At 58.6% G+C, this 21,610-nt stretch carries 18 protein-coding genes and 1 pseudogene; 8 read left to right on the forward strand and 11 right to left on the reverse strand.

Annotated features, from left to right (window positions below; genetic code table 11):
* Positions 1 to 2: 2 nt before the first annotated feature.
* Together ACL2XN_RS09845 and ACL2XN_RS09850 are read right to left on the reverse strand one after the other, a co-directional pair.
* Positions 3 to 1,940, reverse strand: a complete 1,938-nt coding sequence (locus ACL2XN_RS09845) for a dipeptide ABC transporter ATP-binding protein (protein WP_413722362.1) — start codon at positions 1,938 to 1,940, stop codon at positions 3 to 5.
* Between the two features lie 11 nt (positions 1,941 to 1,951).
* Positions 1,952 to 2,905: an isoaspartyl peptidase/L-asparaginase family protein gene (locus ACL2XN_RS09850; protein WP_413722361.1), complete on the reverse strand. Its 954-nt coding sequence runs from the start codon at positions 2,903 to 2,905 to the stop codon at positions 1,952 to 1,954.
* A 366-nt stretch (positions 2,906 to 3,271) separates the two neighbouring features.
* Between ACL2XN_RS09850 and moeA the strand changes: the two genes are divergently transcribed.
* Both moeA and moeB read left to right on the forward strand, forming a co-directional pair.
* Complete coding sequence (gene moeA / locus ACL2XN_RS09855) at positions 3,272 to 4,507, forward strand: molybdopterin molybdotransferase MoeA (RefSeq protein ID WP_413722360.1); 1,236 nt, start codon at positions 3,272 to 3,274, stop codon at positions 4,505 to 4,507.
* 36 nt (positions 4,508 to 4,543) lie between these two features.
* Complete coding sequence (gene moeB / locus ACL2XN_RS09860; protein ID WP_413730965.1) at positions 4,544 to 5,281, forward strand: molybdopterin-synthase adenylyltransferase MoeB; 738 nt, start codon at positions 4,544 to 4,546, stop codon at positions 5,279 to 5,281.
* Between the two features lie 123 nt (positions 5,282 to 5,404).
* Here the strand turns inward: moeB and ACL2XN_RS09865 are convergent, their stop codons facing one another.
* Together ACL2XN_RS09865 and ompX are read right to left on the reverse strand one after the other, a co-directional pair.
* Positions 5,405 to 6,976 carry an ABC-F family ATPase gene (locus ACL2XN_RS09865; RefSeq protein ID WP_413730966.1) on the reverse strand — a complete coding sequence of 524 codons (1,572 nt, stop codon included), beginning with the start codon at positions 6,974 to 6,976 and terminating at the stop codon, positions 5,405 to 5,407.
* Positions 6,977 to 7,717: 741 nt separating this feature from the next.
* The gene (ompX, locus tag ACL2XN_RS09870) at positions 7,718 to 8,236 is read right to left on the reverse strand and encodes an outer membrane protein OmpX (RefSeq protein ID WP_410015956.1); all 519 of its coding nucleotides are present in this window, start codon (positions 8,234 to 8,236) and stop codon (positions 7,718 to 7,720) included.
* A 685-nt stretch (positions 8,237 to 8,921) separates the two neighbouring features.
* Between ompX and dps the strand changes: the two genes are divergently transcribed.
* From dps to ACL2XN_RS09890, 4 genes are all read left to right on the forward strand, one after another.
* Positions 8,922 to 9,428: a DNA starvation/stationary phase protection protein Dps gene (gene dps, locus ACL2XN_RS09875; RefSeq protein WP_410016595.1), complete on the forward strand. Its 507-nt coding sequence runs from the start codon at positions 8,922 to 8,924 to the stop codon at positions 9,426 to 9,428.
* Positions 9,429 to 9,558: 130 nt separating this feature from the next.
* Positions 9,559 to 9,825: a DksA/TraR family C4-type zinc finger protein gene (locus tag ACL2XN_RS09880; protein WP_410015957.1), complete on the forward strand. Its 267-nt coding sequence runs from the start codon at positions 9,559 to 9,561 to the stop codon at positions 9,823 to 9,825.
* Between the two features lie 159 nt (positions 9,826 to 9,984).
* The gene (locus ACL2XN_RS09885) at positions 9,985 to 10,626 is read left to right on the forward strand and encodes a flavin reductase family protein (protein WP_410015958.1); all 642 of its coding nucleotides are present in this window, start codon (positions 9,985 to 9,987) and stop codon (positions 10,624 to 10,626) included.
* 151 nt (positions 10,627 to 10,777) lie between these two features.
* Positions 10,778 to 10,999 carry a hypothetical protein gene (locus tag ACL2XN_RS09890; protein ID WP_410015959.1) on the forward strand — a complete coding sequence of 74 codons (222 nt, stop codon included), beginning with the start codon at positions 10,778 to 10,780 and terminating at the stop codon, positions 10,997 to 10,999.
* 21 nt (positions 11,000 to 11,020) lie between these two features.
* Here ACL2XN_RS09890 and ACL2XN_RS09895 read toward each other — a convergent pair whose 3' ends face one another.
* Together ACL2XN_RS09895 and ybiB are read right to left on the reverse strand one after the other, a co-directional pair.
* Positions 11,021 to 12,874 (reverse strand): M3 family metallopeptidase, encoded by a 1,854-nt coding sequence (locus tag ACL2XN_RS09895; RefSeq protein ID WP_410015960.1) that lies wholly within the window; start codon positions 12,872 to 12,874, stop codon positions 11,021 to 11,023.
* Positions 12,875 to 12,959: 85 nt separating this feature from the next.
* Positions 12,960 to 13,940 (reverse strand): DNA-binding protein YbiB, encoded by a 981-nt coding sequence (gene ybiB / locus ACL2XN_RS09900; RefSeq protein ID WP_413722357.1) that lies wholly within the window; start codon positions 13,938 to 13,940, stop codon positions 12,960 to 12,962.
* Positions 13,941 to 14,791: 851 nt separating this feature from the next.
* Here ybiB and ACL2XN_RS09905 point away from each other — a divergent pair.
* Entirely contained in the window at positions 14,792 to 15,229 is a 438-nt protein-coding gene (locus ACL2XN_RS09905) for a hypothetical protein (protein ID WP_413723589.1), read from the forward strand.
* A gap of 77 nt (positions 15,230 to 15,306) precedes the next feature.
* Here the strand turns inward: ACL2XN_RS09905 and dinG are convergent.
* A pseudogene (gene dinG, locus ACL2XN_RS09910) lies at positions 15,307 to 17,403 on the reverse strand (ATP-dependent DNA helicase DinG); the annotation flags it as partial.
* Positions 17,404 to 17,651: 248 nt separating this feature from the next.
* Between dinG and ACL2XN_RS09915 the strand changes: the two are divergent.
* A complete protein-coding gene (locus tag ACL2XN_RS09915) occupies positions 17,652 to 17,756 on the forward strand; it encodes a hypothetical protein (RefSeq protein WP_410015963.1) in 105 nt (34 codons plus the stop codon).
* A 17-nt stretch (positions 17,757 to 17,773) separates the two neighbouring features.
* On the opposite strand, the gene ACL2XN_RS09920 is transcribed toward ACL2XN_RS09915, so the two are convergent.
* Genes ACL2XN_RS09920 through ACL2XN_RS09935 form a run of 4 tightly spaced genes read right to left on the reverse strand, consistent with a single transcriptional unit; the run spans position 17,774 to position 21,556 of the window.
* Complete coding sequence (locus ACL2XN_RS09920) at positions 17,774 to 18,505, reverse strand: ABC transporter permease (RefSeq protein ID WP_410015964.1); 732 nt, start codon at positions 18,503 to 18,505, stop codon at positions 17,774 to 17,776.
* A 1-nt stretch (position 18,506) separates the two neighbouring features.
* A complete protein-coding gene (locus tag ACL2XN_RS09925; protein ID WP_410015965.1) occupies positions 18,507 to 19,445 on the reverse strand; it encodes an ABC transporter ATP-binding protein in 939 nt (312 codons plus the stop codon).
* Positions 19,442 to 20,593, reverse strand: a complete 1,152-nt coding sequence (locus ACL2XN_RS09930) for an ABC transporter permease (protein ID WP_410015966.1) — start codon at positions 20,591 to 20,593, stop codon at positions 19,442 to 19,444. Before ACL2XN_RS09930 ends, ACL2XN_RS09925 begins: the two co-directional genes overlap by 4 nt.
* Before the next feature lie 30 nt (positions 20,594 to 20,623).
* A complete protein-coding gene (locus ACL2XN_RS09935; protein WP_413722355.1) occupies positions 20,624 to 21,556 on the reverse strand; it encodes an ABC transporter substrate-binding protein in 933 nt (310 codons plus the stop codon).
* Positions 21,557 to 21,610: the final 54 nt, after the last annotated feature.

The raw sequence follows: 21,610 nt of genomic DNA on the forward strand, positions 1-21,610 counted from the left end.
TGTCAGTAGGCGCCGCCGATCGGATGACGGGCCACATAGTGCCCCTCCCCGACCTTAACCAACGGCGCAACGATTGGTTCATCTCCCAGCGCCCTGACGGGGCTGGGAATCTCATCTACCAGTAAAGCATGTTCCGGCCGGCGGCGCGTGGGATCGGGAACAGGCACCGCCGACATTAATTTGCGGGTATAAGGATGCTGCGGGTTGGCGAAAACCTGGCGACGGGGTCCGATCTCGACGATTTGCCCCAGATACATGACCGCCACCCGATGGCTGACCCGCTCCACCACGGCCATATCGTGGGAAATAAACAAAAAGGCAATGCCGAATTCACGTTGCAAATCGAGCATCAGGTTAATGATCTGCGCCTGTATCGAGACATCCAGCGCCGAGACCGATTCATCGGCCACCACCACCTTAGGATTAAGCGCCAGCGCCCTGGCGATACAGATACGCTGGCGCTGGCCGCCGGAAAACTCGTGGGGATAACGCTGGGCATGTTCGGGCAGCAGCCCTACCCGCGTCAGTAACGTTTCCACCCGCCGTTGCGCTTCCTGGCCCTGCGCTACGCCGTGCACCAGCAGCGGTTCCATAATCGAATAACCGACGGTGAGCCTGGGATCGAGCGAGGCGTACGGATCCTGGAAAATAAACTGGATATCGCGGCGCAGATGCTGCAATTCATGTCCCGTGAGCGCGGTAATCGACCGGCCGTTGAAAATAATATCGCCGCTCTGGCTCTCCACCAGGCGCAGCAGCGAGCGGCCTGTCGTGGATTTTCCGCAGCCGGATTCGCCCACCAGCGCCAGGGTTTCGCCGGGATACAAGGAGAAACTGACTTTTTCCACCGCGTGCACCCGGCGCCGGACACGGTTGAAAATACCGCCGCGGATATCAAAACCGGTGACCAAATCCTTGACCTGCAAAATCGGCGCGGCGCGCGGCGGCACGGTATCTTGCCCCTTGGCCGCGCTTAGCGCGGGAGAATCCGGCGCCCTGGCCGCGGCCTCGATATCCGCAGGCGCGGCGTCCTGTGGGTTGAGCAGCGGAAATTTCGCCGGGAAATCGCTGTCGGCCATCGAACCCAGCTTCGGCACCGCCGCCAGCAAAGCCTGGGTATAGCGGTGACGGGGGTGGGCGAACAGCGTGTCGACCGGGGCCGACTCCACATCATTGCCCTGATACATCACCAGCACCCGGTCGGCCATTTCGGCCACCACGCCCATATCATGGGTGATAAACATCACCCCCATTTGCATTTCACGCTGCAGGGTGCGGATCAACTGCAGGATTTGCGCCTGGATAGTCACATCCAGGGCGGTGGTGGGCTCATCGGCAATCAGCAGCGCCGGCTTGCACGACAGCGCCATGGCAATCATCACCCGCTGGCGCATGCCGCCGGAGAGTTGATGGGGATAGCGATCGAGCATGCTTGCGGCGTTGGGAATGCGCACCAGATCCAGCATGTGCAGCGCCTCCTGCCGGGCGCTGCGATGGTCTTTGCCCTGATGCAGGCGGATGGATTCGGCTATCTGCTCGCCCACCGGAAACACCGGATTCAGCGACGTCATCGGCTCCTGGAAAATCATCGCCATATCGGCGCCGCGCAGGCCCCGCAACGTGGATTGTCCGGCCCGGGCCAGATCAAGCACCTCGCCGCCACGGCGACGAAACAGCATGACGCCGCTGTCCACCCGGCCGCCGCCCAGCTCCACCAGCCGCATAATCGATAAGGCGGTGACCGACTTTCCGGAGCCGGACTCGCCGACAATCGCCAGGGTCTCGCCGCGGTTGATGGTAAATGAAATACGCCGCACCGCCTCGATGCGCTGGCCTTCATGGGAAAAATGCACGCTCAGGTCACGCACCGACAATACCTGTTCCTCCGGTAAACCGGGCGCTGCCGCCGGTGACGGAACCGGATGGCGTCCTGTTGCCATAGGATCGACCATCAGCGGTAGATGCCGATATCGGGCGTAGCGCCGACATAACCGACGCCGCGGTACATACCTTCGCTATTGAACGGCAGCGCCACGTTGCCCGCAGCATCCACCGCAATCAGCCCGCCGGAGCCGCCAAGAGCCAGGATCTTATCGAAAATCACCTGCCCGGCGGCTTCCTGGAGCGACAGTCCGCCGTACGCCATGCGCGCACTCACGTCATAAGCGGCCACGCCGCGCATAAACACTTCACCGCTGCCGGTACAGGAGATGGCGGCGGTGGCGTTATCGGCATAGCATCCGGCGCCGATAATCGGCGAGTCTCCCACCCGGCCGGTCTGTTTGTTGGTCATGCCGCCGGTGGAGGTGGCCGCCGCCAGATGGCCGAAACTATCGCAGGCCACCGCGCCCACGGTGCCGAATTTTCGGTCCGGATCCAGGGGATCGCCGCCTGACGGGGCATCATGATCGAGAATGGCGCCGGCGTCATCGGCCAGGGCGCGCTGCAGTTGGGCGTAGCGTTCGGCGGTATAATAAAATTCCGGTTCCACCCGCTCCAGGCCGCGGGCAAACGCAAAGGCTTCCGCGCCATCGCCGGTAAACATCACATGCGCACTGTGCTCCATCACCGCGCGGGCGGCGAGGATGGGATTACGAATATGGGTCACGCCGCATACGGCGCCGGCGGCAAGCGTGTGGCCGTCCATAATGCTGGCATCGAGCTCATGACCGCCCTGGTGGGTAAACACCGCGCCCTTGCCGGCGTTGAACAAAGGGCACTCCTCAAGCAGGCGCACAGCCTCGGTCACCGCGTCGAGGGCGGCGCCGCCCGCCGCCAGGATAGCCTGTCCGCGCTCGACGATACCGGCCAGCGCCTGGCGATAGTGCTGTTCTTTCTCGGTGCTCATGGCCTGGCGCGCAATGGCGCCGGCGCCGCCATGGATAACTATGACTGCTTTGCTCATCAAATAACGTACCCTGCAATCGGTGGTCAAGGGACGGGGCGTCCGGCTGGCGAAGCAGCGAAGGCCCCGGACAATCTTTAGTTGTTAATTAAATAAATGTGACATAGAACTATTTAGTTATTATTTTTGACTATATTAACCCAGCCCGCCAGTGTAAAGCGGAAATGTCACTATTGACGGCATCAACAATAATGGCCTTTCGTTAGGTAAAATCGCCGCTTAAGCTTAGCTAAAAAGCGGCAAAGCCAATCCCTTGCGCATTTACTTCCCCGCCTTATTTTTTGGCATAGGTTTTCTGGCATAATAAGCCACGGCATACTTGCCCTTCCGGCCGCTGGATTAACGGCCGACGCTACAGGAGTTGATATGGCATCCTTGAATTCGTCCCTGCTTACGCTTGAACAGGCGCTGGAAAAAATGCTTTCCCGGGTCGGGCCGCTCGCCGAACGCGAAACGCTGGCGCTGACCGACGCCGCCGGGCGCATCACCGCCGCCGCGGTAATTTCCCCGGTAAACGTTCCCCCGTTTGATAATTCCGCCATGGACGGGTATGCGGTGCGCCTGGCCGATATCGCCGCCGGCGCGCCGCTGCCGGTAGCCGGTAAAGCGTTTGCCGGCAAGCCCTTCGCGGCCGATTGGCCGCCGGGGAGCGTGGTGCGCATCATGACCGGCGCGCCCGTTCCCCCCGGGACGGAGGCGGTAATAATGCAAGAGCAGGCCGAATTATCCGGCGATGGGGTGTGTTTTACCGCCCCGGTAAAACCGGGACAGAATATTCGCCGTATCGGCGACGATATCCGCCTGGGTGACCAGGTCCTGTCCGCCGGTCGCGCATTGGGGGTGAGCGAGCTGCCGCTGCTGGCGTCGCTGGGCATAGCGGACATCAACGTGGTGCGACGGCCACGGGTGGCGCTGTTTTCCACCGGCGACGAATTACAGCCCATAGGGGCGCCCCTGGCCGCCGGGCAAATCCACGACACCAATAGGTTCGCCGTACGCCTGATGCTGCGCCAGCTGGGCTGCGAGGTTATCGATCTGGGCATTATCGCCGATGACGCCCAGGCCCTGCGCGCCGCATTCCGCCAGGCGGACAGCCGGGCCGACCTGGTGATTACCAGCGGCGGCGTGTCGGTGGGTGAAGCGGACTATACCAAAACTATCCTTGAAGAACTGGGTGAAATCAGCTTCTGGAAACTGGCGATGAAACCCGGCAAACCCTTTGCCTTCGGCCGTCTGGAGCACGCCTGGTTCTGCGGTCTGCCGGGCAATCCGGTGTCGGCGGCGGTGACGTTTTACCAGTTGGTGCAGCCGCTGATAGCCAGGCTCGCCGGGCGGGCGCACTGGCGGTTACCCGCCCGGCTGCGCGCCAGAACGCTGACGCGGCTTAAAAAAACGCCCGGCCGGATGGATTTTCAGCGCGGCGTGTTCCATACCACGCCCCGCGGCGATATCGAGGTCGCCGGCACCGGCGCGCAGGGATCCCATGTTTTCAGCTCCTTCAGCGCCGCCAACTGTTTTATCGTGCTGCCGGCCGAGCAGGATGACGTGGCCGTGGGCGAATGGGTGGATATCGAACCCTTTAATCATCTGTTGTTATCATAGGGCCGGACCGTGGCGGACGAATTAACTCATGCGGAAATGCTGCGCTACAACCGGCAAATCATGCTGCGCGGCTTTGATTTTGACGGCCAGGAACGGCTGAAAAACGCGGGTGCGCTGGTGGTGGGCCTGGGCGGGCTGGGCTGCGCCGCGGCGCTGTATCTCACTGCCGCGGGCATAGGACAGCTCACCCTGCTGGATTTCGACATTGTGGCGCTGTCCAATCTGCAACGCCAGATACTGCACGACGATCGGCGCATCGGCATGGCTAAAGTCGATTCCGCCGCCCTTGCCCTGGCGTCGGTTAACCCCCATGTCACTATCGCCACGCGCAACGCCGCCCTGGACGACGAGTCGCTGACCGAGCTTATCGCGCAGCATGACGTCGTGGTGGATTGCACCGATAACGTGACGACGCGCGAGCAGCTCAACCGGCTGTGTTTCACCCGCCAGACGCCGCTGGTGTCCGGTGCGGCGATCCGTATGGAGGGGCAAATCAGCGTCTTTACCTACCAGCCCGGCGAACCCTGCTATCGCTGCCTGAGCCGATTGTTCGGCGCAGGCAGCCTCACCTGCGCGGAATCCGGCGTGATGGCGCCGTTGGTGGGCATTATCGGCTCGTTGCAGGCCATGGAGACTATCAAGCTGCTGACAGGGTTCGGCAAGCCGCCGGCCGGCCGGCTGGTCATGTATGACGCCATGACGCTGCAGTTTCGGGAGATGGTGCTGCCGCGGGATCCGCATTGCGCCGTGTGTGGGACGGCGTCGCCCGGCTGAGAGGGAAATCGCGTTTGGCGCGGGCGGCGTTGCTCCGGCGAACACTGCGCGGCAATAGGAGAAATGGAACGGCCCCGCGCAACCAGGGCCGGCGCTTAAAACGGCGTTTAAACCGTCATCAGCTTAGTTTAAACCCTGGCTGCGCAGGTAATCTTCATAGTTACCGCTGAAATCTATCGCTTTTTCCGGCGTTAATTCCAGGATGCGCGTCGCCAGCGAACTGACGAATTCGCGGTCATGGGACACAAATATCAGCGTCCCCTGGTACAGTTCCAGCGCCGAGTTCAGCGACTCAATGGATTCCATATCCAAATGGTTGGTGGGTTCGTCCATCAGCAGGATATTGGGTTTTTCCATCATCAGCTTGCCGAACATCATGCGGCCCTTTTCGCCGCCGGATAAGACGCTGACCGGTTTATTGATATCGTCCTGGCTGAACAGCAACCGGCCAAGGATGCTGCGCACCGCCTGTTCGTCGTCGCTGGGCTGTTTCCATTGGCTCATCCAGTCAAACACGTTAATGTTTTCGGTGAACTCGCTGGAATGATCCTGGGCATAATAACCGATGCTGACGTTCTCGGACCACTTGATGGTGCCGCCCACCGGCGGCAGCTCGCCCACCAGGCTTTTCAGCAGGGTGGTTTTACCGATGCCGTTGGGACCGAGCACCGCCATCTTTTCGCCCACTTCCAGCATCAGGTTTATTTTACTGAACAGAGGCGGCTGGCCGTCATAACCCTGGGTCAGCTGCTGTACTTCCAGGGCGTTGCGGAACAATTTTTTATCCTGCTCGAAGCGGATAAATGGATTCTGGCGACTGGACACCTTCACCTCGTCCAGCTTGATTTTTTCAATCTGGCGGGCGCGGGAGGTTGCCTGGCGTGATTTGGACGCATTGGCGCTAAAGCGGCTGACAAAGGACTGCAATTCGGCAATCTGCGCCTTTTTCTTGGCGTTGCCGGACATCAGCTGTTCGCGCGCCTGGGTGGACGCGGTCATATAATCGTCGTAATTGCCGGGATAGATGCGCAGTTCACCGTAATCCAAATCCGCCATATGGGTGCAGACCATATTCAGGAAGTGCCGGTCATGGGAAATAATGACCATGGTGCTGTTGCGCTCGTTCAATACCTGCTCCAGCCAGCGGATGGTATTGATATCCAGGTTATTGGTAGGTTCGTCAAGCAGCAGAATATCCGGATTGGCGAACAGCGCCTGCGCCAGCAGCACGCGCAGTTTCCAGCCAGGCGCCACTTCGCTCATCGGACCGTAATGCTGCTCAAGAGGAATGCCGACGCCCAACAGAAGCTCACCGGCGCGCGCCTCGGCGGTATAACCATCCATCTCGCCGTACAGAACTTCGAGATCGGCAACCCGATAGCCCTGCTGCTCGCTCATCTCGGCCATGGCGTAGATGGCGTCGCGCTCTTCTTTCACCGCCCAGAGCTCGGCATGGCCCATGATGACGGTATCAAGCACGGTATACTGTTCAAAGGCAAACTGATCCTGGCGCAGCTTGCCCAGGCGTTCATTCGGGTCAAGGCTGACATGGCCGCCGCTGGGCACCAGGTCGTCCCCCAGGATTTTCATCAGGGTGGATTTACCGCAGCCGTTGGCGCCAATCAGGCCGTAGCGATTGCCGCCGCCAAATTTTACGGAAATATTTTCGAATAGCGGTTTGCTACCGAATTGCATGGTGATGTTGTTACAGATTAGCAAAAGGAGGTACTCTTCATTAAAAACGTGACATTAACCACATTATGCCACACTCCGCTGTAAAATTGCTCTCTCTGTGTGCACCCATGGCCATAAGCATTAAAATTGGCGTGCCCGACGCGGCCCCGAGCCCGATTGGCGCACCGCGGCCCGCGTTCGCGGCCGGCAAAACGGCCCCTGATGGCCGCAACTTACGCGCCTCTTTCGGCCCGCTAACCAATATAAGGCATTATTATTTGATTTAATATTTTGTCATATTAACATCATCAATAAATATCAGGGTTGTCATATCATAAGGGTATACCTTATTTACCCGCCGAGCAGGATAAATACAGTGTCATTTCGCCAGCATCCCGCCAGGGCGACCGCTAATAATGCATAACCGATAAATAAGGGCGTCCCGTCAGGCAGGATAAAAGAGAGACACTATAGCGGTGTGGCATGCCATAGCCCATTATTCCCGGCTCACCATTGCCCTTCTTTAAAATACTGCTCTGGCGGCAGGAAGAATATAAAAACGCAGCTGCTCGATAAACAGCATGCGCGCCCTGATACGGGCCGGAGGGTGGATGGGCGATACGGGACAAGTGTCGCCGTCCAAGCAGGGAGGGCGCGGCCGGGATAAAAAAAAAGCATGGCTGAAATGCTCAGCCATGCTTATCATGTCCACACCGGGGTCGTTAACCGGAAAACCGGCGCCGCCCGATCGCAGAAGGGAAATTAGAAGCGGTAACCAACGCCTGCGATCCAGGTGCCAACGTCTACGCTGCGGATGCGGCTTTGTTCGTAGGAAACGTCAAACGCGACATTTTCCATCGGGTTGAACTGCAAGCCTGCGCCGTATGCTACGCCAACATCGCTGGTGCGGTGTGAATCGCGGCCGTCTTGCGCGTTGTCGGTAAATTGGCCCACGCCCATGCCGACTACGCCGTATACGCTGGCCCAATCGTTAATGCGGTAAGCCGGACCGGCGGTGATGCCGTAGTAAGTGCCTTTTTCGTAGGTGCCTTGTTCAGCCTGGTTCTTTTCCAGGTAGGTGAAGGAGCTGATCATGCTCCAAGGCGCGCTATCATCCATTTCATAACGGTACTTCAGGTTAAAACCCGATGCCTTGTTGATGACGCCCTGCATATCACCTTGGGCATAACCCGCGGAAACGGTGCTTTCGCCCGCAGTCGCCGAACCCGCCGCTACTGCCAATACACAAGCTAACGCTGAAAGACATGCAATTTTGTTCATAACCACCTCAAATGTGAATTTACGTCCTAACCATGAAAATATAACAAAAAGTAGCACGAAACTCTGCTTAATAAATGTTGTCCAAGTAAACGTATCGTGTAACATAAGTTTTCAAAGCTTTCTATCCCATTCATTTTACTTATGTTTTGTGCTATATGTCACAAATCAGACTTTACGTATCCTTACAACATATCCAGATTAATCCGAACTGAATGACTAAAAAATAGACCACTATCGTGCAATGCGCGTGATTTTTTTTCACAACCCATGTCGCCGCCCTCATATTTTCTGCTCATAAAAACCGCCACTACTATTTAATTATGTTATTACGGCATTCTGGAACACTAAATGCATCTCCCTTCAAAGCCGTTCTGCCTGATTTTCAGCGCCTGTTTCTGCGGCACGCTGTGCTGAACCAGAGACTTTTTGCTATAATAATTATTAGAGGCATTATTTTAAATGAAAACCATTTGTATTACCGGCCCGAAACAACAAAACGCGGTTGTGATGCCGGGAGTACTCTCATGGTTGATGTCTTTTATCCTGCTAAGCTGTTTAATGCGTTCAGCGGTGGCGACACTGAGAGGTATCGGCGATATGAGTGATAGGATGCAGGATTGCGAAACGCTGTTATACTTTATGCCTGAACGAAATTAATAATGATCAATTAAGAGGATGATTAATGATGAGTACCGCTAAACTGGTTAAAACGAAATCTTCCGAACTTATTTATACGCGTAACGATCTGGAAGAGTCGGTCAAGGTCTCCAGTATCGCGCTGTTAAACCGTCTGGTGATCGAGTATGTCGACCTGGCGCTGATCACCAAGCAAGCCCATTGGAACATGCGCGGCGCGAATTTTATCGCGGTACACGAAATGCTTGATGGTTTCCGTACCGTTATCCAGGATCATCAGGACACCATCGCCGAACGCGTGGTCCAGCTAGGCGGCGTCGCCTTGGGTACCGTACAGGTCACCAATGACAAGACCCCGCTGACCAGCTATCCGACCAATATCCACAGCGTTCAGGATCATCTGAAAGCGCTGGCGGATCGTTATGGCGTGGTGGCGAACGACACCCGCAAGGCGATTTCCGAAGCAGAAGACGACGAAGATACGGCTGATATCTTGACCGCCGCTTCGCGCGATCTGGATAAATTCTTGTGGTTTATCGAGTCTAATATCGAATAATACCTTGCTTCGCCGGTGGGTGCGATGCACTAGCGCCGGCTAATCAGTTGAATGCAGCAAAAGCCGGCAGCGTAATGACCTTGCCGGCTTTTTTGACTTTTCACACCGGCTTAACGGGAGGAGCGATCCCATGGCAAGCGGCTGGGCGCCGGAAGGCGCGGTACAAGATCAAATCGATTCCACCATCAACGACGCGGTGCAGCGGGCGCGCAGCGCTCTGCTGCAAGGAGAAAGCGCCCATCATTGCCAGGAGTGCGGCGAACCTATTCCGCAGGCGCGGCGCGCGGCGTTGCCCGGTGTGCAGCTGTGCGTGCATTGCCAGTCCGAACAAGATAAAAAACAGCTGGCCCACAGTGGCTATAACCGCCGGGGAAGTAAAGACAGCCAGTTGCGCTGAGCGCTCCCTGAGTACACTATTATTGCAACCTCGCCACGCCGGGGATTGCCGCCCTTTCCCACGCGATCCCACGTGTTAACCACGGTGCGAAGCCCGCTACCGGCGGCACAGAAGCCGATGCCCGTCGCCGGCGTAAATGTCCATAGTGTTGGAGAAACCATGAGTTCATCTTCCCGTTATTATTATGAACCGCGTCACGGGCACGGCCTGCCGCACGATCCGTTTAACGCTATTATCGGTCCGCGGCCTATCGGCTGGATCGCCTCGGTCGATAAGCAAGGGCAGCGCAACCTGGCGCCGTATAGTTTTTTCAACGGTTTTAACTACCATCCGCCGATCATCGGATTTTGCAGCGTCGGCTGGAAGGACAGCGTGGCCAATATCACCGCCACCGGGGAGTTTGTCTGGAATTTGGCGACCCGCGAACTGGCCGATGCGATGAATAACAGCTCCGCCTCGCTGCCCGCGGGACAAGACGAATTCAGCTTTGCCGGCCTGACGCCCATCAAGGGCACGCGGGTGGCCGCGCACCGGGTCGCCGAAAGCCCGGTCAATTTTGAGTGCCAGTTAACCCAATGCATCCAGTTGCAGGACGCCCAGGGCGGATTAATCGAAAGCTGGCTGATATTGGGTGAAGTCGTAGCGGTACATATTGATAAAAAGCTGTTTAATGAGCAGGGCGTATACCAAACCGCCGCCGCGCATCCCATACTGCGCGCCGGAGGGCCGAGCGCGTATTACGGCATTTCGGACGAGCAGCGCTTTGATAAAGTGCGTCCGGACGATCGCCCCGCGCGTTAACCCCAGGGCGGCGGCCGCTTTGTCCGTCAAGACACGCCGGTCACTGTCCATCAAATTTACTGATGCAATTTATCAATAATCACGGCTGTAAAATCCATGTAACAAGCGTATCATAAGCATCCGATATGATATTATTTACAGCGTGATTATTATGAAACGTACAATCCTTGCCAGTCTGCTTGTGATGCTCAGCGCTGCGGCTTACGCCCTGCCCGCCTATCGGCTGCCGGATATGCCGCGCAACCCGCGCGCGGACAGCGCCTGCATCAATAAAACCACCGCCAGTACCGCCGGCAATTGCCCGCGCCAGGTTTTTTCCCCGGAAAAAAACCAGGCTATCGAAGGCTACAGCCCGGTTTATCATAAAAACTGATCGCAGCGGCTTACCCGCGGATCAATACGCCTGACGAATCGCCGCGGCAAACTCCCGGCACATCTGCTCATCGCCCTGCGCGTTGGATGCCAGCACCCGCTCGCCGTCGATAACGGTGATGACGGCGTCCAGGGCAAAATCGGCGGCCGGCTGCGGCCGCGCCATCCCGCGCGCGATGGTCTCCTGCGCCTGACGCCAAGCCTGATCCACCGTCTGGTTGCAGGCCGCCGCCAAATACAGCGGATTAAATCCCTCCCCGGTCAGGCTCCTGAGCGTATCGTCATGGGCGACGCTATTGCCCGGATGCCAGTAATGGGCGGCAAGATCGGGCCCGATGGCCGGGTTATCGGTGAGATACCCGTCGCGCTTAAGGAAAAACTGCCGGGTTTGCTCCACGGCCATCAGCGCCAGCAGATAGCCCTGATAAGAACAGGCGGACTCTTGCGATAACAGATGCGGAATCGCCATCGTCGGCCGCGGGCTGCCGTCAATCCCCAGGATGCGTTGTTCTGTTTCCCGCGCCAGCCGCGTAATGGCGTCGGGCGTCAGCTGGTCATCGTCCCATTGATACAGCGCCCATTCAAAATAAGGCACCAGCAGGATATGGCGCTCGTTAAAGGCGCGCATAGGCTGGCGCGCGGCGATGGCGGCCTGGATCAGCGCGTCCGGCGGCGGCTCGCCGTTGCCGTTAAGGGCATAGCGTTTCAGCCAGTCGGCGTCGTCCAGCAGGCTGTCGCAAAACATGGACTGCGTTTCAGCGTAGGCCATAGAGGTGGGCGGAAACTCCTGGGAAAAACACGGGGCGTTCTGGCGGATATTGGCAAAATGCGCCGCGTGCCCGCCCTCGTGAAACAGCGTATTGATACCGCTGATGCCGCTGCCGATCTGGTCCGGTTTGGCCAGGCTGGTAAAATTGATGCGCGCCGGGACCCACTCGCCCTGGCGCCGGAACGGCGGCACGGGGGCATGCATAAAACCGTTTTCGTACTTATCCTTGCGCACCAGCAGATCGAGCTGCAACCGCGCGCCGTTAAAGCCGATATGCAGCCGTTTAAAGCTGTCCACCCAGCGGCCCAGGGACTCGGCAAACGGCAGGTAGGGATCCAGCTGGCGGGTCACGTCGCCGGCTGTGCGGTAGCGGATATTCCAGGGTTGCAGCGCGTTCTCGCCTTTTACCGCCGCCAATTGCCGCAGGCTGCGTAAATTACCCTCCCGCGTCTCCCGTTCAAACCGATCCAGAATGGCGAACAGCTGTTCCGGCGTCATCCGCTCGGTTTTATTGACCTTATAGTCAAAGTAATTGCGATAGCCCATCTGGCGGGCAAAGCGGTTACGCAGGCGCACCAGCGCCGGAAAACCGTTATGCAACAGCCATTGCTCCAGCTCGCGCAGCGCCTGCTGCGAGCTCTGGCGCGCTGATTCATCGGCGTTATTGGCCTGATTGGTCATCAGTTCGCCCAACGAGGCCGCCACCCGTTCGCCCTTATCGTTGATATGGGTCAGCGCCAGGGTTTTGCGCCGGGCGTAGAGGTCGTTTTCCGCGGCGATAAGGTCATCCATTAGGGTCTGCGCCCGGGCATCCTCAATCACGTTGCAGTCAAAAAAACGCAACCAGCCGCGCAGTCCGTGCAGGGTGTCGTCACGTTCCCGGCCTGGCGGCAGCAGTTCCAGCGCGGCGATATGACGGCGAATTTCCGCCGGGCGCGCCGGCGCCGCGATAAACCGCTTATACGCTTGTTCCGCAGCGGCGAAACGATCCGCGACGTCCTCGCCGCCGATGGCCATATAATGCTGCCAGAAAAGGTCTTCCTTGGTCTGATGAACCGCCAGGTAATCGCGGTTCAGCGCGTTAAAATACGCTACTGCCTGTTGCATAACATCTCCTGATAACAGGTATTGCTTCATTTCTCAGTCAGGGCAAAAGGCGCTTGCCCATGCCGCTCTGGTTCAGGGTACGCCGTCAGTCGTGGGGTATCGCGCGATCGACAGTCGCCAGCGCCTGGTCAAGCGCGGGAGCTTGCCCTGTGGCAAGCAATATGGCGGCCAACTGCAGCCGGATAGCCTCCGGCAAGGCGAATTCGCCCCGCAGGCAGGCTTCGGTCCAGCGCGCGGTGGTCAGCGCGTCGCGCGCGCGCGGCAGATTTTCCAGCGGCGGCAGCGGATGGGCCAGCGGGTCCAGTATGACCTGCTGCCGCCCTTGGTGCAGGGCATAGATTTTCGCCAGACGCTGCGGATTGGCGTAGGTTTCGCCCTCGGTGCCGTTCATCAGCAGGGCGCTGCTGTTGATGGCGTTGAAAAAGGCGGCGATACGGGTGATATATTCCGGATGCGATACGCTGCACAGGCGCCAGTGCAGATGATGATGGAACGGCGTCGCCAGTTTGGCCAGCGTATGGGCGCTGTTGCGTACCCCCATGCGCCAGCGCAGCGTTAACTGGGCGTCCAGCGCCGGGCACAGATGGCCCACCGGGATAAATACCGGCGCACGCGCCATGACCAGCGCGCTTTGCGCCGCCAGGGGGTTATCGTGCCAGGCTATGCCCAGGGCGCGGAAAATTTCCGCGCTGGTCACCCGGCCCGGATCGTCGGTAACGCCGTGCACCACGACCGGAAAGCCGAGGCGCGCGAGCGCCATCGCCAGCAATGGCGTCAGGTTGGCCTGTTTGCGCGCGCCGTTATAGCTGGGAATAACCACCGGCGGCGGCATATCCGCCGGCGCCTGCAGCGCCATCACCCGCTCCTGCATCGCCTCATAAAAGCCCAGCATCTCTTCTTCGGCCTCGCCTTTGATACGAAAGGCAATTAATAGCCCGCCGAGCTCCAGCTCCGGCACCTCTCCGGCCAGGATGGCGCGATAGAGTGCAACAGCGGTGGATCTCTCCAGATCGCGGGCATGATTTTTTCCCCGTCCGACTTCTTTTATGACCTTGCTATAATCCATAACCGACCGTTTCCAATACGCATGTAAAGTTCAACCTCTGCCATCCGCCGCGATCACGCGGATGTCTCAATCCACAATACCTTTCATTAACGCGCTAATAAAGTGCTTCAACTTATTCCTAGCAAATACAGCGCCGGGATAGGGATAACCGGGTTCAGCGTCGCCGCGACCATGCCGCGCATAACCTGTCCTATGTCCGGTCTGGGCCCGTCGCTCGCGCGGCACGCCTTGCCGCTAAAAATTTAATATTCTTTACTGAAGTTTAATTAAAAAGGCCAAAATGGCTCTCTTTTATAACCGGACTTGTAGATAACGCTCAATGGGTAGTAAAAACATCGAATGCAACATTGATGCGTGATATAAAAAAATGACTTTTTTTACCTTTCTATTTTGTTATTTATTATCAGGAAAACATTATGCATATAACGGGTATGAATTCCTCCTTCTTTACGAAAATCACATCATGGAGTGAGGGCCAGGTTACACTCAGGACCCATGTATTAACGTCCGTGATCAAAAAACTGGTTAATATCAGGAGCTATTCGGCAAGGGCTGCAGCTAAATCCAGCATGGATAGCGAGGAAAGCTATAATGCGCTAGCGGAAGACGACGATAGCGTAGCCGCGTCAGAGTCAAGGAACGGCGGCGGTTCCTCGCCAGGCCGAGGGGTTAAATCTTTTATACCGGCCTTCGTCGGTTGTAACAGTAAACGTTATGATCTTAGCGCCGCGCAAAAAAACAGGGACGCCGCTTACGACCAGCTTCAGTTGAAAAGGCATCTGCCGCTGGAATTATTACACGACCGACCGGTCGATCGCGAAACCTTTATTAGCCAAACCGCGGAAGGCATAGTGAAAGAAATGAAATCCGGTTTATTGAAAGAACAAAAAGATAAACTAGAATGGAAATCAAATGAATTTGCACTTTATCTTCCGGCGCAGATAAATAAAACCATCGATCAGGTCATGGACGCCCGGCTTAAGGAAAATAAGCCGTTGAATCTTACCCCGACGTTTAACCGGGATATTATCCAGCAGGCCATGACCAAAACGGGAATTTGGCGCCAATATGCCCATATCACCCGCATTGAGAACGGCTCCGCAACGTCCACCGTCGCGGTGGTAAGGCTGTATATGAATAACCATCAGATGGATTGCCCTGACCTTATTCGCCCTGTTGCCGACCGGGTGTACGAAAGGCTGTTTAACTGTCCGGGGCTGGTGGCGCGGGTTACCCTGGCCGCGGAACATGCCATAGCGCAAAAGCTGGACAATGAAAGCCGTGCCTGAACAGGCGGCTCATCCAGCCGCCCGCCGGTTTCTCAGCCCTTGGCCGTGACAGTCCCGGGCTTAGCATCGGCCGGCATCGGCATCGGCGGCTGCTCGATGGGAAAGACCGGCAGCGCCGCCAGCAGCCGCGCGCCGTAGGATTTGGTGATAAGACGCCGGTCATAGATAACGATTTCACCGGTGCATTCATGGCTGCGGATAAGCCTCCCCACCTGCTGGATAAGGTTAAACGAGGCGCTGGGCAGGCTTTGCACCTCGAACGGATGCCGTTTCTGGGTTTTCAGCCACTCCCCTTCGGTCAGGATCACCGGGCTGTCGATGGGCGGGAAGGCGATTTTGTGGATATGCACCTGGGTCAGCAGTTCGCCCTTCAGGTCGAGCCCCTCGGCAAAGGACTGCAGGCCAAGCAGTACGCTGGTCTTGCCCTGATCCACGCGCCGGCGGTGTTCTTCAATTAAGCGATAGCGCGGCTGGTCGCCCTGTACCAGCAGTTGCAGCCGCAGATCGACGACATGGGTCAGGAAAAGCTGCATCGCGCGATGGCTGGCAAACAGGACCAGCATGCCGCGATGCGCGCCGGCGGCAAGCTCAGCGCGGAAAAAGGCCGCCATTTCGGCCAGATGTTCGCCCTCCCGCGCCATCACCGGTTCGTTGTGCATCTGCGGGATCACCAGTTTGCCCTGATGGCGATGATCAAACGGCGACCCGAGGGTAACAAAACGATCCCCCGCCCGTTCCTGCAACCCCGAAAGCTCCTGCAGCCGGGCAAAACTATTAAGCGATCGCAGGGTGGCGGAGGTCACCACCGCATGGGGTATCTTCGACCAGAGCAGCTTTTCCAGCTGATCGCTGACGCGGATGCCGACGCAGTGCAGGAAGATATGCGCGCCTCCATCGGACATTTCACGGGTCAGCCATTTGGAGATCGGCGCATTGGATGCCTTATCCTGCGCCGCCAGCTTCCATAACCTGCTGGCCGATTCCCAATAACCCAGGGTGCGGCTGGTATGAAGCAGCGCCTGGTGCAGGCGCACAATATCCTGCTTGCCCGTTTTCTCGCTCAAATCATTCAGCAGGAACTCGGTCAGCATGCGCAGCGCGTCGGTAAGCTTGAACAGCCGCGCGGCCAGCTCGCTCATGGCGATGGGCAGTTGCCCCATGGCAAAACGAAACTCCCCCGCCACGCTGTCCCGGGGCAGCACGGAGACCGCCTGCCGTTCGAACAGCGCCACCAGTTCCTGGATTTCAGCGCAGTGGTTCTTCAGGCGTTCACCGCCGCTGAGCAGGGGCGGCTTGGCCGGCTTGAACTGCGCCAGGGTCTGTTCGGTCTGGCGCATAAACAGCTCCAGCTGATGAGCGATAAATCCGGCGGTGATTTCGCCGCTCATTTCCAGCGCGTCCCGCGCCACGTCGGGCAAATGATGCCCCTCGTCGAGCACCAGCAGCATATGCTTGGGATTGGGCAGTACCGATTCGCTGTCGAGCGCCGCCATCACCAGCGCATGGTTGGCCACCACGACATCGGCGCTTTCAATTTCCTTGCGGGCAATAAAAAACGGACAGTCGCGGAAATAATGGCAATTACGTCCGAGACAGTTCGCTTTATCGGTACTAAGTTTACCCCACAGCCCGTCGCTCACCGACTTGGGGTAATGATCGCGCAGGCCATCCCAGGCGAAGCGGGCCAAGTCCTGCTGCATTTTGCCGCATAACGTGCGCTCTTTACCGTCGGCGGGGACCAGGCCGTCATCGAGAAACAGCTTCAGGTCGCCCTGGAATACGTTGTCCGCCGCCATGGCCGCCAGGTTGCGCGGACAGACATAGCGCCTGCGGCCGAAGGCGGCGGTAAATTTCAAATCCGGGATCAGCTTTTTCAAAAGCGGCAGGTCTTTACTGAAAATCTGGTCCTGCAGCGCCACGTTGGCGGTGCTGACCACCAGGGGCTTATCCTCGGCGCGGCTGATGGCGATGCCGGGGATGAGATAAGACAGCGTTTTCCCCACGCCGGTGGGCGCCTCAATCACTAAATGGCGTTCGATATCCCCGGACAGCGCTTTCGCCACTTCGGCAATCATCTGGCGCTGCGGCGTGCGGGATATAAAATCCGGGATATGTTTTTGCAGCGCTTTATACCAATCATGGATTTGCGCTTTGGTAGCGACGGACAGCGGCATGAGCCTTTATCTTCTCAATACGGGATGGGGTTATTGTCCCACAGACCGGCTCCGGCGTCAGCCTTATGCTGTATATATCTGCAGTTATCAACCGGTATTGGAACCGGGATCCAGCCCAGACGGCCAGGGGCCGCGGGCGGGTTGAGGCGCATAAGCCACGCCTGGGGTGTAACCTGCGCCGCCCCATCGCGCTTGTATCGCTGCGCGCAGCACTTATAATGAAGTGAATCGCGACCTTAAGGAAGGGTATGAATCTTATCAAAGCGGGCGTGTTCGGCCTGATCTCATTGTGCGCCCTCGGCGCCATCGGCGGCGTCATGCTGGCCGGTTATATCGTCATCGTCCATAGCTGAGGACGTCCCTGCGGCCATCAGGTAGGGTGAAAACAGCGCAGCCAGCGTTCGAACAGCATATCGCTGATGACCGCCAGCAGGGCCACCAGCATCGCGCCCTGTAGAATATAGGCGGTATTAAAGCCGCTCAGGCCGATGATTATCGGCGAACCGAGCGTTTTGGCGCCCACGGTGGAGGCAATGGCGGCGGTGCCGATATTAATAATCACCGAGGTGCGGATGCCGGTGATGATAACCGGCGCGGCCAGCGGCAGCTCCACCCGGCGCAATATTTGCCAGCGGCTCATGCCGGCGCCGGTGGCGGTTTCCAGAATGGATGCCGGCACCGTTTCAATGCCGGTGATGGTTCCCTGCACAATGGGCAACAGGCCGTAGAGCACCAGCGCGATAATCGCCGGTTGTTCGCTAAAGCCCATCACCGGCACGGCGACGGCCAGCACCGCCACCGGCGGAAAGGTCTGGCCGACCGCCACGATGGTTTCCACCAGCGAGCGAAACTCCCGGCCGGCCGCCCGCGTCACGCCGATACCGGCGCCGACGCCAATCGCCACGGCGATAAGGCTTGATAGCAATACCAGTTGGACATGGGCCCAGGCCAGCGAAGCAAAGCTGTCCTGCAGATAGACCGGACGATCCAGCGCCGGAAACAACTGCGAGAACAGCCAGTCCAGCCTGGTCATGCCGAACATCAGCGCCAGCAGCAGCAGCGCGCACCATAACAGCGGATCGGTAATTACCCGGCGCAGCATGCTATTCCTCCTTCCCGGGTTTGACCAAATCGCGGAAATGGAGCACGCCCAGCGATGCGCCCTGCTCATCCACCACCGGCAGCAGTTCGGTCTGGCGGGAGACAAACTCCGACAGGGCCTCGCGCAGAGTCATGGCGGCCGCTATCGGTTTGCCGGGCAAGCGCTCGCCTTTGCGCGCATGGCTCCCCGCCGCGCCCAGCGCCAGTAATTTAATGCCGATATCGCTGCGGCCGAAAAAATCCCTGACAAAGACATTGGCCGGCTGGGTGAGTAAATGACGCGGCGTACCCTGCTGGATCACCTGCCCCTGGTCAAGCAAGACAATGCGGTCCGCCAGCGCCAATGCCTCGTCGATATCATGCGTCACCAGCACCACCGTGCGGCCGGACAATTGGTGAATACGGGCAATTTCCGCCTGCAGCGCGGCGCGGGTAACCGGATCGAGCGCGCCGAAAGGCTCATCCATCAGCAGCACCTCCGGATCGGCGGCCAGGGCGCGCGCCACGCCCACCCGCTGCTGCTGCCCGCCTGAAAGCTGGTGGGGATAACGGCCGCGGAACTGCGCCGCGTCCAGATGCAGCAGTTCCAACAATTCGGTGACGCGATCGCGTATTTTAGCCTTCGGCCACTTCAGCAGCTGCGGCACGGTGGCGATATTCTGCTCCACCGTCCAATGCGGGAACAGGCCGATGGACTGGATGGCGTAACCCATGCGCCGGCGCAGTTCCTGCGGTTTAAAACTGTGGATCTCATCGCCGGCGAACAAAATCTTGCCCTGGTCATGTTCAATTAAACGGTTAATCATTTTAAGCGTGGTGGACTTACCTGAGCCGGAAGTACCAATCAGCACGGTAAACTCGCTTTCGGCAATGTTCAGGTTCAGGTCTTCCACCGCCGGTTTGCCGTGAAAAATTTTACTGACATGTTGAAATTGAATCATTGGTGTACCGTCTCAAGAAAAGAGATGATCAGTTTAAACAACGTGTCCACCAGCACCGCCAGCGCGATAGCCGGGATCACCCCAAGCAAGACCAGCTCCAGCGCGCTGCTGAGCAGGCCCTGGAACATGAGCGCGCCGAAACCGCCGGCGCCGATCAGGGCGGCGATCATGCCCATGCCGACGGTCTGCACGGCGATAATGCGGATGCCCGAGAGGATCACCGGCAGCGCCAGCGGCACCTGAATACGGCGGAATATCTGCCCGCGGGTCATGCCCATGCCCAGCGCGGTTTCAATCACCTCGGCGGGTACCTGCGTCAGCCCGGCGTTCACGCTACGCACCAGCGGCAGCAGCGCGTACAGCACCAGGGCAATCAGCGCCGGCGCCAGGCCGATACCGCCTACCCCCGCGTCGCGCAGCCACGGCCAGGCGGCGGCCAGGCCGCTGAGCGGCGCAATCAGCAGGCCGAACAGGGCGATGGCCGGTATCGTCTGGATAATGTTGAGGGTGGAAAACAGCGCCGGGCGCCAGCGCGCCGAGCGATGACAAAGCAGCCCCAGCGGAATGCCGATAACGATAGCCGGCACCAGGGTGCCGAACAGCAGGGTCAGATGTTCGCCCAGCGCCTGCTGGAAAATCTCCCGCCGGTTGGCATATTCGATAAATAACGACAGTTGATCCAGCCGCCCGGTCCAGATCAGCGCCACCGGCGGCAGCCAGATTTGCGCATTGGCCACGACGCGCAGCGTATGACTGGCGGTCGCGCGGCCGATGGCGTCGGCGGCGATCAGCAGGCACAGCGCGAGCAGCAGCCAGAAACCGCTGCCGAACGAGGTGCGCGCCAGATGCCCGCCCCGCCCGGCCAGTTGCGTGGCCGTGTCGCCGGCCAGCGCCACCAGGCACCACAGCAATACCTCCGCCAGCAGCATAACCGCCAGCTGCGCGCGGCGCGAGGGCGCGACAAAACACAGCGCCACCAGCGCGGCAACCGGCGCCAGCAGCAGTAACCACCCACCGCCCAGCAGGGCGGCCAGCCCGATGCCCTGGCCTGACATCAGGCGGTTCGGCGCATAGTTGACAAAAGGCAGCCAAACGCCCGCCGCAATCGCCAATAGCGACAGGGTCAGCAGGACGCGGTTTTTAACCACGCAGGGCGGCTCTCCCCGGCGCCGGGAGGGTTAGGATTTGACAAACCCTTTTTGTTTAAGATAATCCGCCGCCACTTTGCTGGCATTCTGTCCTTCCACCGCGATGCCGGCATTGAGCTTTTGCAGCGTCTGGGTATCCAGCGAGGCGAATACCGGTTTCAGCCAGGCCGCGATATCAGGATGCTGTTTGAGCACCGCCTCGCGGATGATGGGCGCCGGCGCGTAAATAGGCTGTACGCCCTGCGGATCGGCCAGGGTATGCAACCCGAGCGCGGCCACCGGCCCGTCGGTACCGTAGGCCATGGCGGCGTTGACGCCGGACGTCTGTTCGGCGGCGGCCTTCAGCGTCACGGCGGTATCGCCGCCGGCCAGCGACAGCAGCTGATCCTGCTGCAGTTTAAAGCCATAGGTTTTTTCAAAGGCGGGCAAGGCGTCGGGGCGTTCGATAAATTCCGCCGAGGCGGCCAGCTTGAATTTGCCGCCGGCTTTCAGATAACCGCCCAAATCGGCCAGTGAATTGATATTTTTACTTTTGGCCAGGTCCTCGCGGATGGCGATGGTCCAGGTATTATTCGCCGGCGCCGGTTCCAGCCAGACAATATGATTCTTGTCATAATCGAGTTTTTTGACTTTCTGGTAACCCGCGTTGGCGTCTTTCCAGGCGGGATCTTTTTCATCGCTGAAGAAAAACGCGCCGTTGCCGGTATATTCGGGGTAGATATCTATTTCGCCGGCGGTGATGGCCCCGCGTAATACCTGGGTGGTGCCCAGTTGGGATTTATTGATGGTCTTGACGCCGTGGGACTCCAGAACCTGGACAATGATATTGCCGAGCAGCGAACCTTCGGTATCGATCTTCGATCCCACCCGCACCGGCGAATCGGCCGCCTGAGCGCCGGCGGTCATACCCAGCATGGCTGCGGCAAGACACAGCGCTCGTCCGTGATGAAAAAAATTGACCATGATTTTCATTCCCCTCAGAGGTATTGGTAAATTATCCGCAGCGGTTGAACGGAT

This window comes from Sodalis sp. RH22 (assembly GCF_047324165.1).
GTDB lineage: Bacteria > Pseudomonadota > Gammaproteobacteria > Enterobacterales > Enterobacteriaceae > Acerihabitans.